The following is a 16,679-nucleotide window of genomic DNA, read 5'->3' on the forward strand; positions in this document are numbered from 1 at the left end:
TTATCCTTGTGTCGAGCGCATAGCCAGCTCACGGATCTGGGCTCCGGTGCAACCAAAACGCCGCTCCCGGTCGGCAAAGGTTGCTAATGCCTCAGAAAACACCTGCTCGTCGAAATCCGGCCATAAGGTTTCAGTAAACCAGAGTTCAGCATAAGCCGCCTGCCACAGCAGGAAATTGCTGATGCGGATATCCCCTCCGGTGCGGATCAACAAATCAAGCTCTGGCTGATCGGCCATCTGGACATACTGGCCCAACTGCTGTTCGGTGATCTGCTCGGGGTCTAACTCTTGGCTAGCGACCTGACGGGCTAAGTGTTTGGCTGCATTCACCATATCCCAACGGCCACCGTAGTTAGCAGCCACATTCAGGGTTAAGGCGGTGTTGTCAGCGGTAAGCTGTTGCGCTTCTTTAATATGTTGTTGTAGTTTTTCGCTAAAAGGTGACAAGTCACCAATGATATTCAACCGGACATTGTTTTTATGCAGGCTTTTCACTTCCTGCTGTAGGACCAGTAAAAACAGCTGCATCAGACCTGACACTTCATCTTCCGGACGACGCCAGTTTTCGCTGCTGAAAGCAAATAAGGTCAAAGAGCGGATCCCCAGTTTACGGCAAAAGCTCACTGCCCGCCGCACCGCGTCCACCCCTTTTTTATGACCCCAGACCCGCGGTTTACCCTGCCGCTCGGCCCAGCGTCCGTTGCCGTCCATTATAATAGCAACATGTTGTGGCAAGGCATGTTCTAATGCCTGTTGCACCTCTGTCATTGAAACCTGACCTTATAACCGCAATAAAAAACGCCGCGAAGTGTTGCTCCCACGGCGCTTCATTCCATAACCAGTCAATTGACTGATTAAACTTCCATCAGTTCTTTTTCTTTTGCTGCCAGAACTTCATCAACCTTTTTTACCCACTGGTCAGTGATTTTCTGGATTTCGTCTGATGCGCGACGCTCATCATCTTCACTGATTTCTTTGTCTTTTAACAGCGCTTTTAAATCAGCATTGGCGTCACGGCGGATATTACGTACAGCAACACGGGCCCCTTCAGCCTCACCACGGACCACTTTCACCAGGTCTTTACGACGCTCTTCGGTCAGTGGAGGCAGCGGGATACGCATGGTGGTACCGGCACTGATTGGGTTCAGGCCTAAATCTGAGGTCAGAATGGCTTTTTCTACCGCCTGGATCAGGCTTTTATCAAATACGGTAATCATCAGAGTACGGGCATCTTCAACAGACACGTTAGCGCATTGACGCAGCGGCGTATCGGCACCGTAATAAGACACCTGGATACCGTCCAGCAGGCTTGGGTGAGCACGGCCGGTACGGATTTTGGAAAGTTGATTCTTCAGCGCGTCAACGCTTTTTTCCATCCGGGTTTTGCTGTCTTGGAGAATATCGTTAATCACTTTGGCTATTCCTTAATTCTGCTTCACCAAAAAAGTGGCAAAGAGTTTACTGTAATTTTTCCGCGTGGTCGATCACTGTGCCTTCTTCTTCACCCAGCACCACACGTTTCAGTGCGCCCGGAGTGTTCATATTGAAGACACGGATTTGCAGGTTATGGTCGCGGGCCAGTGTGAAGGCCGCTAAATCCATCACTTTCAGTTCTTTTTCCAGCACTTCTGTGTAGGTCAGTTTGCTGTACATAGTGGCCGCCGGGTCTTTCACCGGGTCGGCAGAATAGACGCCATTGACCTTAGTCGCTTTTAATACCGCATCGGCTTCAATTTCGATACCGCGTAAACAAGCAGCAGAGTCCGTGGTGAAAAATGGGTTGCCGGTACCAGCAGAGAAAATCACGACACGGCCAGATTTCAGCAGGCTAATGGCTTCGGCCCAGTTGTAATCGTCACAGACACCATTCAGAGGAATGGCTGACATCAGACGGGCGTTCACAAAGGCACGGTGCAGTGCATCACGCATCGCCAAACCGTTCATTACTGTGGCCAGCATACCCATATGGTCACCGACCACACGGTTCATACCGGCTTTGGCCAGGCCTTCACCGCGGAAGATGTTACCACCACCAATCACAATGGCGACCTGAACACCCAATTCCACCAGCTCTTTAATTTCCGTGGCCATCCGGTCCAGCACTTTGGGGTCGATACCAAAGCCTTCTTCACCCATCAGGGCTTCGCCGCTCAGCTTTAACAGTATTCTTCTATAGGCTGGTTTTGGATTGCTCATGGAGTCCTCTTCATCTTTGTTGTTAGATATCCGGTGTCGGTTTTCGGCGCCGGCTTTGCAGAGGCCGGGCTTTTCTATCCTTGGATAAAAGAAAACCGCGACAGCGGGTTACGCGGTCGCGGTTATTCTAGCTGGTTTCAAAGTATTGCTAAAGCAGCAATTACTTCTTGGCAGCAGCGATCTGAGCAGCTACTTCGGCAGCGAAGTCAGTTTCCTGCTTCTCGATACCTTCACCTACTTCCATACGGATGAAGCTGGTCGCTTTCGCGCCGCTTTGCTTCAGGAAGTCACCCGTAGTGATAGCTGGATCTTTTACGAACGGCTGACCAGTCAGAGAAACTTCGCCGGTGAACTTCGTCATACGACCAGCAACCATTTTCTCAGCGATTTCTTTTGGCTTGCCGCTGTTGATAGCGATTTCGATCTGAATTTCTTGCTCTTTAGCAACAACTTCAGCCGGTACGTCTTCTGGAGTCAGGTAAGACGGGTTGTTCGCAGCTACGTGCATTGCAACGTCTTTTGCGATTTCTTCGTTACCGCCTTCCAGTACAGTCAGAACGCCGATACGGCCTGAGTGCACGTAAGAACCGATCACAGCGCCTTCAACCAGGTTGATGCGACGGATGTTGATGTTCTCACCGATTTTGGCAACCAGAGTAGCACGGGTTTCTTCAACTGAAGCTTCACCTAAAGAAGCAGCGTTGATAGCGTCCACAGTTAACAGCTTGTTGGCGTGAGCCAGGTCTGACACTGCGTTGGCGAAAGCCAGGAAGCTGGCGTCACGGGCAACGAAGTCAGTTTCACAGTTGAATTCGATAGCGATACCGAAACCGTTACCAACGCGGGTCAGTACCACACCTTCAGCAGCGATACGGCCAGCTTTCTTGGCAGCTTTAGCCTGACCATTTTTACGCATCAGTTCGATGGCCGCTTCGATATCACCAGCGGTTTCTTCCAATGCTTTTTTACAATCCATCATGCCAGCGGCGGTGCGCTCGCGTAATTCTTTTACTAAGGCAGCTGATACGGCCATGGGAATTCCTCGCAAAATTTGGGATAAACAAACAGGGGCTTTCGCCCCCGTGAGCATATAAATGCCAGATGCCGCCTTTATGACAAAGGCGGCAATTCACTGCAATTATTCAGCAGCGACGAAAGTCTCGGCTTCAGCCTGAACTTCGATGTTTTTGCTGCGACCTTCAGCCACGGCCTGATTAACAGCACCCAGGTATAACTGGATAGCGCGAATAGCGTCATCGTTACCAGGGATTACGAAATCAACGCCTTTTGGATCTGAGTTGGTATCAACTACAGCCACTACAGGGATACCCAGGTTGTTTGCTTCTTTGATGGCGATGTGCTCGTGGTCAGCGTCGATCACGAACAGAACGTCAGGCAAACCGCCCATATCTTTGATACCGCCTAAGCTCTTTTCCAGCTTGTCCATCTCGCGGGTACGGTCTAAAGCTTCTTTCTTAGTCAGCTTGTCGAAAGTACCGTCCTGGCTTTGCGATTCCAGGTCTTTTAAACGCTTGATTGACTGACGAACTGTTTTCCAGTTAGTCAGCATACCGCCTAACCAGCGGTGATTGACGTAGTACTGGTCAGATTGCAAAGCAGCTTCTTTGATTGCTTCAGAGGCAGCACGCTTAGTACCAACAAACAGGATTTTGCCTTTCTTCGCAGCAACTGACTGGATGAAAGCCAGAGCGTCGTTCATCATAGGAACAGTTTGTTCCAGGTTGATGATGTGAACGCGGTTACGGGCGCCGAAAATGAATGGCTTCATTTTTGGGTTCCAGTAACGGGTTTGGTGACCGAAGTGTACGCCCGCCTGGAGCATATCGCGCATAGAAACTTTTGCCATTTAGAATAGTCCTCTAATGGGGTTGGGCCTCCATACATCCCATAGAGCCGACCGTTACGCTTGGCGTATTGGCACCCCGGCTTATGTGTCGATGTATGTGTGTTATTTTATTCGCGGCGAATTTGCCGCAGTTATGCAACTGACTCACCGAATCCGATTTGCCAAATTGCGGCGCGCTTTATACCATATGCCCCCTTGAAACACAATCCATTGTGTAATTTTGCAGCAGAGAGAAAGCCATGGCCGCCACCATCAAAACCCCGGATCAAATTGAAAAAATGCGTATCGCAGGTCGTCTTGCCGCCGAAGTGCTGGAGATGATTGAGCCGCATGTGGTGGTCGGTGTGACCACTGAAGAACTGAACCGGATTTGCCACGACTACATTGTCAATGTGCAACAGGCCATCCCTGCTCCGCTGAATTACCATGGTTTTCCTAAATCCATCTGCACTTCAGTCAATCACGTGATTTGCCATGGCATTCCGTCAGACGATAAGAAACTGAAAGATGGCGACATCATCAATATTGATATTACGGTGATTAAAGACGGCTACCACGGCGACACCTCAAAAATGTTTGTGGTGGGTAAACCAAGCATCCTGGCGGACCGCTTAATTAAGGTGACGCAAGAATGTCTGTACCTGGGTCTGAAAAAGGTGAAAGACGGCGCCCGTTTGGGTGACATTGGCCACGTGATCCAGCAGCATGCCGAAAAACACAGTTATTCTGTGGTACGGGAATACTGTGGCCACGGCATTGGTGCCACTTTCCACGAAGACCCACAAGTACTGCACTATGGCCGTCCTGGTACGGGTGAAGTGCTCAAAGCCGGGATGACCATCACCATTGAACCGATGATCAATGCAGGCCAACGTCACAGCAAATTGATGAAAGACGGCTGGACGGTTATCACCAAAGATCGTAGTTTATCTGCGCAGTTCGAACACACCATTCTGGTGACTGAAACCGGCTGTGAAATTCTGACCTTAAGACCAGACGACACTATTGAACGGATCCTGACCGCCAGCTGACAGCCTGGCGGCTTTGATGAGGTAAAGCGATGAATATGGCATTGGCATTCAACAAGTCTTTACCTGCCAGCTGCACCCTGGACAACTACAAAAAGCATTTTGCTGACTTTAATGACTGGCTGAAGGTCGCCTTTGAACATCAGACCATCGCCAGTCTGGTCAAAGCCCGCGCCCGTTTTATTGACGAGTCGTTGTGTGCCTTATGGCAGCATTTCGGCTTATCTAAACACAAACACTATGCACTGATTGCGGTCGGTGGTTATGGCCGTGGCGAGCTGCACCCCTGCTCTGACATCGATTTATTGCTGCTGACAGAAAGCCGGCCTGACGCACAGCAACAAGAACAAATCAGTCAGTTTATTACCCTGCTGTGGGACTTACGACTGGAAGTCGGCCACAGTGTGCGTACGGTAAAAGAAACCGTCACCTTGGGCAAAGACGACATCACTATTGCCACCAATCTGATGGAAATGCGCCTGCTGACCGGCTGCAAAGAGCTGTTTGGCGAATTGCAGCAACAGATCAGCAAAGACAGTTTCTGGAGCTCACAAAAGTTCTTCCAGGCTAAACGCGATGAGCAGCAACAGCGTCACGCGCAGTACCATGGCACCGCCTACAACCTGGAACCCAATTTAAAAGCCAACCCTGGTGGTTTACGCGACATTCAGACCATTGGCTGGGTGGCGAAAAAGCACTTTAATACCCGCACTATGCGTGAGCTGGTGGCTTATCAGTACCTGACGGAAGATGAATACCAGGAACTGATGGAGTGTGAAGCCTATTTATGGCAAATGCGTTTTGCGCTGCATGTTGAATCAGGTCGCAATGAAAACCGCATTTTGTTTGACTATCAGCCCGCTGTGGCACAGCGGCTGGGTTTTGGCGACGACGGCAAAGCTTCTGTCGAGCGTATGATGAAACGCTTTTTTCAGACGGTGCAACGCGTCACTGAACTGAACGATATGCTGCTGCAGCATTTTGAAGTCAGCATTCTGAACAGCCATGCCAAATTTAAACAGCTGAAACTGGACGACTATTTTGAGCTGGTCGGCCCGCTTATTCGGGCCACCGACAATGCGGTATTTGCGCGGCGCGAAAACATTCTGCGGCTGTTCTGGCATATCGCCAATAACTCCAATATCACCGGCATTCATTCAGACACCATTCGTTTGCTGCGATTGGTGCGCCGCCGTCTGATGGGCGATTTGCAGGACTATGAAGCCTGCCGTCAGTTATTCCTGACCATTATGCGCCACCCGCGTGGCATGGACAGAGCCATCACCCTGATGCACCGCCACGGTATTCTGGCCGCTTATCTGCCGGCCTGGCGTAACATTGTCGGCCAGATGCAGTTTGATTTGTTCCACGCCTACACAGTGGATGAACACACCCACAGGGTGCTGAAGAACCTTTATCGCTACAGCCAGCAGGGCTTTGAAAACGAATTTCCGCTGTGCACCGAAATTGTCAAACGAATGGAAAAACCCGAGCTGTTGTATCTGGCCGGTATTTTTCATGACATCGCCAAAGGCCGCGGTGGCGACCATTCCGAGCTGGGCTCCCTGGACGCCCGTGAGTTTGGCAAACTGCATAAACTGAGTGACTTCGACAGCAAACTACTGGCCTGGCTGGTGGAGAGCCACTTGCTGATGTCAGTGACAGCGCAGCGCCGTGATATTCACGACCCGGCGGTGATAGCTGAGTTTGCCGAAAAAGTGCGGGATGAAACTCGCTTAAATTACCTGTACTGCCTGACCCTGGCCGATATTCGTGCGACCAACGACAATTTATGGAATGACTGGAAAGGCTCGTTGTTGCGTGAGCTGTTCCTCGGCACCCAAAAGGCACTGCGCCGTGGTCTGGAAAAACCTATAGACCTGCGCGATTTAATCCGCGAAAACCAGGCCGAAGCGATGAAGCTGCTGCAAAAACAAGGCTTCACCGAACACGAAGTGCTGGCCCAGTGGAGCCGGGTGAAAGCCGACTACTTTGCCCGCTACAGCCCAAAGCAAATTGTCTGGCATTCAGAACACATATTGCGTCATAAAGACCCGAAAGAACCTTTGGTGCTGGTCGACAAAACACCGTACCGCGGCAGCACCCAGGTGTTTGTCTATACGCCGGATCAGGAAGGCCTGTTCGCCCGTTTAGTGGCCGCGCTGGACAGCAAAAAAGTTACCATTTATGACGCCCAAATCATGACCAGCAAAGACGGTTATGCGATGGATACTTTTGTGGTGCTGGAACAAAATGGCGAACCTGTTACCTCGCCGTCCCGCCTGCAAAGTTTAAAACGGTCACTGGAAACCTTTATTCAGGGCAAAGCCGAACAAAGCAAAAACAAACAGCGGTTGTCACGGCAAATGCGTTCTTTTACCGTTCCCCCCAAAGTGGTGTTTTTACCGGCACAGAACAAACACCGCACCATGCTGGAAATTACCGCATTGGATATGCCGGGTTTGCTGGCCAATCTTAGTGCGGTGTTCCAGCAATGTGAGATCAGCATTCACGCCGCCAAAATCACCACTATTGGTGAAAAAGCCGAAGACTTTTTTATGATTTCAACCCGCCAGGACCAAGCACTGGACGCCGAGCAACAAGCCCGGCTGCGCAAGGTTCTGGTAGAGCAATTAACTCCCGAGACTGAGGACTGATATTTTGACAGAGTTAAAAAGCATTATTGAAACGGCCTTTGACAACCGTATGGCCATTACGCCAGCAACAGTGACTGCCGATGTGAAAAACGCGGTCAGTCAGGCCATTGAATTGCTGGACAGCGGTAAAGCCCGTGTTGCAGAAAAAATTGCGGGCGAATGGGTGACGCACCAATGGCTGAAAAAAGCCGTGTTACTGTCATTCCGCATCAATGACAACCAGGTGATGGATGGTGCAGAAAACCGTTTCTTCGACAAAGTACCGATGAAATTTGCCGACTACACGCACGAGCGTTTTGTCGCAGAAGGCATGCGGGTGGTGCCTCCAGCCGCAGTGCGTAAAGGCAGCTTTATCGACAAAAACGTGGTGCTGATGCCGTCGTACGTCAATATCGGTGCTTATGTCGGCGAAGGCACCATGGTCGACACCTGGGCTACTGTTGGTTCCTGTGCTCAGATTGGTAAAAACGTGCACCTCTCTGGCGGTGTCGGTATCGGTGGCGTGTTAGAGCCACTGCAAGCCAACCCAACTATTATCGAAGACAACTGCTTTATCGGTGCCCGCTCAGAAGTGGTTGAAGGCGTGATCGTCGAAGAAGGCGCTGTGTTGTCTATGGGTGTCTATATCAGCCAGTCCACCCGTATTTACGACCGGGAAACCGGTGAAATCAGCTATGGCCGTGTACCAGCCGGTGCCGTAGTAGTGCCGGGTTCGATTCCGTCAAAAGACGGCACGCACAGCCTGTACGCCGCTATTATCGTGAAAAAAGTCGATGCGCAGACACGTGCTAAAGTGGGCATCAATGCCTTACTGCGTAGTGTCGAATAACAGCACCTTGCGCTAACAAAAAAGCCAGCAACAGATGCTGGCTTTTTTCTTGCTGCGGGCTGGCACTTACAGTTCAACACCCAGCCAGGCTTTATGTTGTGCTTTTTGCTGACGGCTTGGTTTTGCCACCGCTTTAATTACGCCCGGCCCCTTAGGTTGCATCCGTACGGCCAGAGTCGTTTGTTGTAAGCGGCCTTTGCGGAAATAACTCAGTTCCACCTTGTCGCCTGCTTTGAAATCCTTCAAACGCTCCGTCAGACCCGCTTTTAATTGCAGGCCATTGACCGCCACAATCAAATCTTCCGAGGTCAGCCCTGCAATCCAGGCTGGCGAATCGCGCTCTACTTTAGTGACTGCGGTAAATCCTTGTTGGTCCGTCCCTGAGACACCGCTAAAGACTTCCTGCTCTTTATCTGCCTGCCACTCTAAACCAAAGCTTTTTAACAGCGCTGCCGGTTCAAAAGCCAATGGGCTTTCCACCTGAGTGGCCCAGAAGGAGTCAAGCGATTCCCCGGTCAAGTCTTTGGCAATCTGTTTAACGTTTTCTGCGGTAAAGGCCGTGGTTTTGCCAAAACGCTGATACAACTGGTTATGCAAGTCACGGTAACTCACTTTATTGTTGGAATTTTCCAGCATCCATTGGTCCAGCAGCCAACTGGCGATAAAGCCTTCACTGTAGATATTGACGCTGTAGTTGGCGGCGTGGTCACCGCCCTGAGCAATCCAGTTGTCAAAACTGCTTTGCGCCACCGACTGCACCTGACGGCCTGGGGTATGCATAAAGCGGTTCAGTAACTTGGCTAAACCTTTGTAGAATTCTTCCTTTTTCATCAGCCCAGCCTGCAGTAGCAACTGGTCTTCGAAATAACTGGTGCTGCCTTCAGAGATCCATAACAGCTTGCTGTAATTTGGCTGCAGGTAGTCATAAGGCACCAAATCCGCCGGGCGGTAGGCTTTGACGTTCCAGGTATGCACCAGCTCGTGCGACGCTGTGCTCAGAAATCCCAGATAATCTTCGCGTTTGGCAAAACCAAAACGGTCTTTCTGGATCACGGTGGAATTTAAGTGCTCAGTGGCGCCTCGGGCACCGTCAGCCGCATGCACAATAAACAAGTAGCGGCTAAACGGATGCCCCTGCCAGATCCGGCCTGTCGTCGCGACCAGTTTCGCCAGATCCTGTTGCATTTGGTCCAGGTTGTAGTTGCCTTCGCCCCAAACTACTAACCCATAGGAGCGGCCATCGACCTCAAAGCTGCGGTACTGGTTAATCCCGGTTTCGATTGGAGAATCGGCCACCACGTCATAATTTGCGGCTTTAAAGCTATGCTCGTTGTCCGCGTGTTCCATGCCAGAGTATGATTTCCACTGTGCAGGCACATCCAGCTGCACAGTCAACGGCAAGTCTTTATGCTTCGGGCTGAACATCAAATACGCGCTGGCATTGATATAGGCATGGGTGTCATCAATGTGCCGGGTGCGGCCACCCAGCTCATTGGCGTAAATCTGATAACTGACTTTTAAGGTACCGGCCGCAGGCAATTGCAGCTGCCAGCTGCTTTTTTCTGTTTTCTGGAACGGCACCGGCTGGCCGTCGGCCATACTGGCCTGGAAATAACTGACCCCATTGGCCAGGTCAAGAATTTGGTATTTACCACTGCGCCAGGCGGGCAGGCTCAAAGTTAAAGCACCGGGCTGGCTGACATCCAACTGCATCTCTACCTGTGCCAAATGATGTTCTGGTTGTTTTATATGAATTTGGTACTGCACTTCTGCCATCGCTGACAGCGACAGAAAACTGATCATGATCAGTAAAACTTTCAGGGTTCTCAAACTACACCTCCGCGTTGAATGCCGGGCAAGATAGCATAAATCCATGTTCTGAACGGGCTTTGTCGGTAAGGACCAGCTGCAGAGCGATCAAAAAAGTGTAACTCAATATGAAAACTTTCAAATTAACTTTTACATTTGACCGACAGTCTGTTCTAATAGCCAGCGTCCAACCGGACATCTAAAAAGCAGACCCTAAGAGAATACTATGAACTATCTGACCTCTGCCGAAGAACAAAACTGGTTACCTTACTACTTAACCAAAAAGTAACCAGAAAGAACTACCCTACAATTGCTGATTAAACGGACCCTTGTGGTCCGTTTTTTTCATTTTTTTCAATTAACTACTGTCGCTTTTAAAGTCAATCCAGATATACTTAGGCCAGTTAAGCCGTATTTCTGTATGCGGAGAGTGATACGAGTGGCCGAACAACCAAACGACCTGAAACTGCAGTTGGCTAGTGCTCTCAAGGCGCGAAAGCAATTAGAAGACACCTACGAATCCCAGTTCAAAATTCTGTCACAATTTGTGGTCCGGCTGTCTTTAACCTGTAAAGGTATTGATATAGAGCTGGATAACAAACTGGCAAAACTGCGTCAGGAATTCAGCCGCAGCACCGATCTGGAAAAAATACTGCCGTTGGTGGAAGCTACTTCTGATTCGCTCAAATTGCTTGAGACCAGGCAGCAGCACGACCTGAAAAAGGCACAAAGCACTCTGTCAGAAGCAGGTAAGTTACTGCAAAAGCAACGTGGCTTGCCTGATCAGCTGCGTCGCGACTTGCGGGACCTGCTAAGCAAAGTGGACCAGCCTTCGGCCACAGTGCATGCTTTTTTGCCACACATCACTACCCTGACCGAGCTGTACCAGACCGCATTGGGCACCAAACAGCAACAGGACGCCGGCCAGGCCGATGATCACCGATACCAGCATGTGTGCCGGCAGATATCGGTCGAACTGACCAATCTGCTCAGTGAACTGGCGTTTGAAGCCAAATATGCCCCAGATGTGGAAAAAATCCGGCTGACCCTGCTGTCCGACATCACCATTGAGGTGTTGCTGGAAAGCTGTCTGCGTACCATTGAAATTATCATCGCCTCTATTACCGATGAACGGCAGTCCGCCCAGCACTTCCTGCTGAAGCTGAATGATGCACTCAATACAGTGCAGAAAAATCTGCTGTCGTCACTGACTGGCAGCCAGAATTTCCGTGACAAACTGTCGCAACTGAACCATCAGATTGAACAGCAAATCGATGCACTGTCGGTTGAAAGCAAAAATGCCACCTCGCTGGAGCAGTTGCAGCAACTGGTCAGTCACAAATTGGGGGCCATAGGCCACTCAATGAAAGAAAAAGAAGCGCTGGAAAAAGATGAGCGGGAGCTCATTCTTGCCGCGTTGAAGACGATGGAACAACGTCTGGCCGAGCTGGAAGATGAAGCCAAGCAGTTTAAGAAGCGACTGTCTGAGCAGAAGTTCCGCAGCTTGCAGGATGCATTAACTGAGCTGCCAAACCGAGCCGCCTTTGATGAACGTTTCGAGTTGGAAATACGCCGCTGGCAACGTTATGGTAAACCATTGACCATTGCCTTGGCTGACGTTGACTTCTTCAAGCAAATCAACGACAACTATGGTCATAGTGCCGGTGATAAAACCTTAAAAGTCATAGCACAGGCATTAAAACAAAGCCTGCGCGATACCGATTTTATCGCCCGTTACGGTGGTGAAGAGTTTATTCTGCTGTTTCCGGAAACTGCGCTGGATGAGCTGAACCAGCCACTGAACAACCTGCGGGAACGTATTAAGAAAATCCCGTTTAAATTTAAGGACAAAAACGTCCCTATCTCTATTTCATTTGGCGCCACTGAACTGAAAGCCTCTGACACCAACAGAGCTGCTTTTGACAGAGCCGATGAAGCTTTGTACGAAGCCAAACGGGCAGGACGGGACAGAGTGGTGCTAAAACCCTGAGCAGCAACGCATAAGGATGTCATTTATGCACGTACAGTTAAACCCCTTGGGGGCCATGTCGTTATTATCCCAACTGGAAGTTGACCGGCTGAAATCCAATACCAGCGCAGATGCCTTTCAGTTGTTCCGTAATTGCTGCCTGGCGGTGTTAAACGTCGGTAGTCACACCGACAGCTCTGCTGAAATTTATGACCAGTTTAAAGACTTTGATGTCAACCTGGTGGCCCGCGAACGCGGTATCAAGATCGAATTATTTAATCCACCGGAATCGGCTTTTGTTGATGGCCAGATTATCCGGGGTATTCACGAGCACCTGTTTGCGGTGCTGCGGGATATTCTGTTTTACCATACCCAGCTGACTCATGCGAACCGGCTGGATTTATGCAATACCGACCATATCACCCATTCTGTTTACGATATTCTGCGTAATGCCCGGGTGATAGACGCCAGCATCGAACCCAGCATGATTGTCTGTTGGGGTGGTCATTCGATCAATGAAACCGAATACAAATACACTAAAGAAGTCGGCTATCAGCTCGGGTTACGTGGTCTGGATATCTGCACCGGCTGCGGCCCTGGTGCGATGAAAGGCCCAATGAAAGGCGCCACCATTGGCCACGCCAAACAGCGCAATACCCAAGGCCGTTACCTGGGGCTGACCGAACCCAGCATTATTGCCGCTGAACCACCTAACCCTATAGTGAACGAGCTGGTGATCCTGCCAGACATTGAAAAACGGCTGGAAGCTTTTATCCGGGTGGCGCACGGCATCATTATTTTCCCGGGCGGTGCTGGTACCGCAGAAGAGCTCCTGTACTTGCTCGGCATTATGCTGCATGAGAAAAATAAAGATCAGCGTCTGCCGGTGATCCTGACAGGACCACAGCGCAGCGCTGCTTATTTTGCTGAACTGGCCAGCTTTATTGAACAGACCTTAGGCAAAGAAGCCCTGAGTCTGATTGAAATAGTTATTGATGATCCGGTCGCTGTGGCGCAGAAGCTCAAACAAGGTTGCACACAAGTCCGGCAGTATCGCAAAGCCACAGGGGATGCCTACCACTTTAACTGGACCCTGCACATAGACCCGGATTTCCAGCATCCTTTTGCTCCGACCCATCAGAATATGGCGTCACTGGACCTGCATCTGGAGCAGGATAAAGCCCGTCTTGCTGCTAACCTGCGCCGGGCCTTTTCCGGCATAGTGGCCGGTAATGTCAAAGATGAAGGTTTACGCGCCATTCGTCAGCACGGGCCATTTCAGTTATCAGGCGAGCCGAAACTGATGGCGCTGATGGACAAGCTGTTGCAGGCCTTTGTCGAACAAGGCCGGATGAAATTACCAGGCAGTAAGTACGAGCCTTGTTATCAAATTCTGCAGTAACATGGCACATTTGTTATTAATTGATGGCCTGAACCTGGTGCGGCGCCTTTACGCTGCCCAGGAACGGCCTTTCGTTAATTCAGCCAGCCCCTACTCCACGGCAACAGGCGAACAACTGCTGTTTAATACCAGCGAACAGGTGCTGTTGGTGCTGAAAAAACTGGTGCGTCAATTTGAGCCCAGCCACCTGACCCTGGTGTTTGAGCAGCCTCATCTGAACTGGCGCGCCCAGTTATACCCGCAATACAAAGCCGACCGGCATCCAATGCCGGAACATTTACAACTGGCATTGCCAGCTTTACTGCAGCGGCTGGCGGACGCAGGTTTTAATTCGGTTCAGCTGCCAGAGCAAGAAGCCGACGACATCATCGCCAGCCTTGCCATGCAGATGCGCCAGCATCAGCAACAGGCGACCATCGTCTCTACCGACAAAGGCTATCTGCAACTGCTGCCTGCCGGTGTACAGCTGTATGATCATTTCAACAGGGTGCAACACAGTGCTGACACAGTGCTGCAGAAATTTGGCGTATTGCCGGAGCAGTTAGTCCGATATTGGAGTCTGGTCGGAGACAAAACGAATAACATTAGTGGAGTTGCCGGGATAGGCCCGAAAACAGCCATGGAATTGTTGCAGCTGGGGCCGGATATAAAAACGGCCTTGTCCCATCCGGATTGCCCGGAAAAGCTGGCACAGAAGATCAAAGCAGCCAAAGCGGACTTGCTGGTCTTTATGCAGATCCTCAGTCTGAAGACAGATTTGCAGCTGGGGCTGAACCTGCAACAATTCCGTTATTCGCCACAAAGGTCTGATTGATGAGTAAAAAGGTCTGGTTACTGCTCGGAAGCGGCGTCTTGCTGTATCTGGCACTGACAATTTTAGTGTTGTTGTTCTACAACGATGATCCGGATCAAATGGACTGGCAGGACAGAGAAGCCTTTAATACCAAGCTGATCTATAAAATGGATCTGAAACAGCCTTTGAGCCGGACTGAAGTGATTTCCTCCTTAGGCGGGCCAGATATTACCGAAGCCATCGTGGTGTCAGAGCAGATTTATCAGATGATGTATTACCGGACCCACAGAACCAAAAGCGATGGCATCACCACAAGAGATGAATGCACAGCCTTGTTGTTTAAGAACAATCAACTGATCGCAATAGGCGAAAACGCAATTGAACAATACAACCAGCTCAGATAAAGCCGTGCATCTGCTGGCCGGGCTCTATCAACAAGCCGGACAGCTGTATGCGTCAGCTGAAGTGAGCGCCAGTCAGGTGCAGCAACTGTCTGCTGCCTTATTGGCACTGAGCCAGACCCACCCTGCTTTACTGCTGAGCCAGTTATCCTTGACACCAAAAGAGCAGCCGCTGCTGGCACTCGCCGCATTAAAACAAAGCGCCCTGCTGTGCCTGTTGCAACGTCAGCTGAAGTTGCCGGATAACTGGTGCCTGCTGATGTTGCAGGCTGTATTGGTGCAACCGCTGGCACTGGCCGACAGCTCGGCTGAGTTCAGTGCAGCACAGCAGCGCTACCCTGCCTTGCTTAGCCTGAAAACCTTCCCTGAACTTTGCAAAGCGCTGAATCTGGCCGCGGTGTTTAAGCTTTGCGATCATAAAGCGAAAAACCGGCCTTACTGGCAAAGCAGCAGCACGTCGCTGATGGTCAGCTTTTGCTGGCAGGTGGCCCGACTGATGCTGCCAGGCTCTGGCCGTTTTCCCGGGCTTGAGCAAATTTCAGCGCTTTTTTTACCGCAGGCGGACCAAGCCGAATTCGTGTTATGGCAGGCGATAAGCCAGGACCCACTCTGGCTAACCGGCCGTTTTGTACAGGACGAAGAGCAGCAATTACTGATGCTGATAGACCCGGTTGCCCAACAGGGTATGCTGCGGCTGGTGTGTTTTGATAAACAACACAAAGTCTTTTCTGCGATCACTGAGTTGCCAGAATATGGGCTGACACTGCTGCAACCCCGCACTTTCAATGACTGGGCCTACTGCAGCTTCTGGCAAGAAAGCGAAGTGCAACTGGCTACGCCAGATAAATTGCCCAATCTGCACTGGCTGCAACAACTGGCCAGCGCGCAAACGGTCAGCCAGCAAAGCAAAATGCTGCAACAACAACCTGAACTCTCTGAACTGGTTAAACAGCAGGCCTCGGTCCTGAGTCGTCAACAGCTGGAGCTCGACTCAGAAAAACACGCCATAGCGCTGATAGGCCAGCACAATTTACCCGCCGTCTTACAGCAAAGCTGGCTGGCACAGCACTGCCTGCTGCAGGCTCACCCCTGGCACCAGCAGTTGCTGCAATTCCGCCAGGCCCTGCAACAGGCGCTGCTGTTGTTAGACAACAGCCTGGACTTGTTGGGTCTGAACAGCTTTACCGCCAGCACTCTGGCCTGGTGTTGTTGCTGGCCTTTATGGCAGCAAAATGATGCGCGGCTCTATCCGCTGGTCAGCGCTCAGGGGCGCGGATATCTGGAGCTGTATCTGAAGCAACAGCTCTGGAAGCAGCCCCAGTATCAGCAACTGCTGTGTAAAGTGCTGAGCCATTTGCAATGCCCGCCAGACTGGACTGTCGCCGCCAAGCAATACCGGGCGTTGCCGCAGCAAGCACAAATTTCAGCCCAGGCGTTGCTGCTGGCAGCGGCTTTGGAGCTGACACTCAGCCTGTTTTCAGTGGCGCAGGACCAGGCAGAGCAGCTGGAGCAAAGTCTGCGTTTTTTGCAGCAAACCAGTAAAAAACCACTGTCTGCCGCCGCCGAGTACCAGCAACAGCTGCTGGTATCGGTGCAACCCTGTACCGAACTGTCACCACTTTGTAATTTAATTTCGGCATTGGGCAACGAAAGCCGACAAAACCCGCAGATTTCCCGGCAAATAACCGCATAAAGTGGAAACTAACCACCAAAAATGCTATATTCGCG

The 16,679-nt window shown here is 50.9% G+C and carries 14 protein-coding genes; 8 read left to right on the plus strand and 6 right to left on the minus strand.

Annotation, left to right across the window (positions count from 1 at the left end; translation table 11 throughout):
- The 5 genes from uppS to rpsB all read right to left on the minus strand — a co-directional run bounded on the left by uppS (position 1) and on the right by rpsB (position 4,063).
- On the minus strand, positions 1 to 768 hold the full coding sequence (gene uppS, locus ACFO3I_RS07605; protein WP_377333028.1) for a polyprenyl diphosphate synthase: 768 nt from the start codon (positions 766 to 768) through the stop codon (positions 1 to 3).
- Positions 769 to 854: 86 nt separating this feature from the next.
- Complete coding sequence (gene frr, locus ACFO3I_RS07610; RefSeq protein WP_377333030.1) at positions 855 to 1,412, minus strand: ribosome recycling factor; 558 nt, start codon at positions 1,410 to 1,412, stop codon at positions 855 to 857.
- A gap of 46 nt (positions 1,413 to 1,458) precedes the next feature.
- Entirely contained in the window at positions 1,459 to 2,196 is a 738-nt protein-coding gene (pyrH, locus tag ACFO3I_RS07615) for a UMP kinase (RefSeq protein WP_337840667.1), read from the minus strand.
- Between the two features lie 160 nt (positions 2,197 to 2,356).
- Positions 2,357 to 3,229, minus strand: a complete 873-nt coding sequence (gene tsf, locus ACFO3I_RS07620; protein ID WP_377333032.1) for a translation elongation factor Ts — start codon at positions 3,227 to 3,229, stop codon at positions 2,357 to 2,359.
- Positions 3,230 to 3,334: 105 nt separating this feature from the next.
- Positions 3,335 to 4,063, minus strand: coding sequence for a 30S ribosomal protein S2 (rpsB, locus tag ACFO3I_RS07625; RefSeq protein WP_377333034.1), 729 nt, complete (start codon positions 4,061 to 4,063; stop codon positions 3,335 to 3,337).
- A 239-nt stretch (positions 4,064 to 4,302) separates the two neighbouring features.
- Between rpsB and map the strand changes: the two genes are divergently transcribed.
- From map to dapD, 3 genes are read left to right on the plus strand one after another with little or no spacing between them, the layout of a single operon-like run.
- Positions 4,303 to 5,094 carry a type I methionyl aminopeptidase gene (gene map, locus ACFO3I_RS07630; protein WP_377333036.1) on the plus strand — a complete coding sequence of 264 codons (792 nt, stop codon included), beginning with the start codon at positions 4,303 to 4,305 and terminating at the stop codon, positions 5,092 to 5,094.
- A 29-nt stretch (positions 5,095 to 5,123) separates the two neighbouring features.
- A complete protein-coding gene (gene glnD / locus ACFO3I_RS07635) occupies positions 5,124 to 7,748 on the plus strand; it encodes a [protein-PII] uridylyltransferase (RefSeq protein ID WP_377333037.1) in 2,625 nt (874 codons plus the stop codon).
- Between the two features lie 4 nt (positions 7,749 to 7,752).
- Positions 7,753 to 8,577: a 2,3,4,5-tetrahydropyridine-2,6-dicarboxylate N-succinyltransferase gene (dapD, locus tag ACFO3I_RS07640; protein ID WP_377333039.1), complete on the plus strand. Its 825-nt coding sequence runs from the start codon at positions 7,753 to 7,755 to the stop codon at positions 8,575 to 8,577.
- 66 nt (positions 8,578 to 8,643) lie between these two features.
- On the opposite strand, the gene ACFO3I_RS07645 is transcribed toward dapD, so the two are convergent.
- Positions 8,644 to 10,407: a M61 family metallopeptidase gene (locus ACFO3I_RS07645; RefSeq protein WP_377333041.1), complete on the minus strand. Its 1,764-nt coding sequence runs from the start codon at positions 10,405 to 10,407 to the stop codon at positions 8,644 to 8,646.
- 418 nt (positions 10,408 to 10,825) lie between these two features.
- On the opposite strand from ACFO3I_RS07645, the gene ACFO3I_RS07650 reads away from it, so the two are divergent.
- Genes ACFO3I_RS07650 through ACFO3I_RS07670 form a run of 5 tightly spaced genes read left to right on the plus strand, consistent with a single transcriptional unit; the run spans position 10,826 to position 16,644 of the window.
- Positions 10,826 to 12,376, plus strand: a complete 1,551-nt coding sequence (locus ACFO3I_RS07650) for a diguanylate cyclase (RefSeq protein WP_377333043.1) — start codon at positions 10,826 to 10,828, stop codon at positions 12,374 to 12,376.
- A gap of 25 nt (positions 12,377 to 12,401) precedes the next feature.
- Positions 12,402 to 13,757 (plus strand): nucleotide 5'-monophosphate nucleosidase PpnN, encoded by a 1,356-nt coding sequence (gene ppnN, locus ACFO3I_RS07655; protein ID WP_377333045.1) that lies wholly within the window; start codon positions 12,402 to 12,404, stop codon positions 13,755 to 13,757.
- Position 13,758: 1 nt separating this feature from the next.
- Positions 13,759 to 14,571, plus strand: coding sequence for a flap endonuclease Xni (gene xni / locus ACFO3I_RS07660; RefSeq protein WP_377333047.1), 813 nt, complete (start codon positions 13,759 to 13,761; stop codon positions 14,569 to 14,571).
- Positions 14,571 to 14,954, plus strand: coding sequence for a DUF3192 domain-containing protein (locus ACFO3I_RS07665; protein ID WP_377333048.1), 384 nt, complete (start codon positions 14,571 to 14,573; stop codon positions 14,952 to 14,954). The genes xni and ACFO3I_RS07665 overlap by 1 nt, the downstream gene beginning before the upstream one ends.
- Positions 14,929 to 16,644, plus strand: coding sequence for a hypothetical protein (locus tag ACFO3I_RS07670; protein ID WP_377333049.1), 1,716 nt, complete (start codon positions 14,929 to 14,931; stop codon positions 16,642 to 16,644). The genes ACFO3I_RS07665 and ACFO3I_RS07670 overlap by 26 nt, the downstream gene beginning before the upstream one ends.
- The last annotated feature ends 35 nt before the right edge of the window (positions 16,645 to 16,679 follow it).

This window comes from Rheinheimera marina (genome assembly GCF_042654345.1).
Lineage (GTDB): Bacteria > Pseudomonadota > Gammaproteobacteria > Enterobacterales > Alteromonadaceae > Pararheinheimera > Pararheinheimera marina.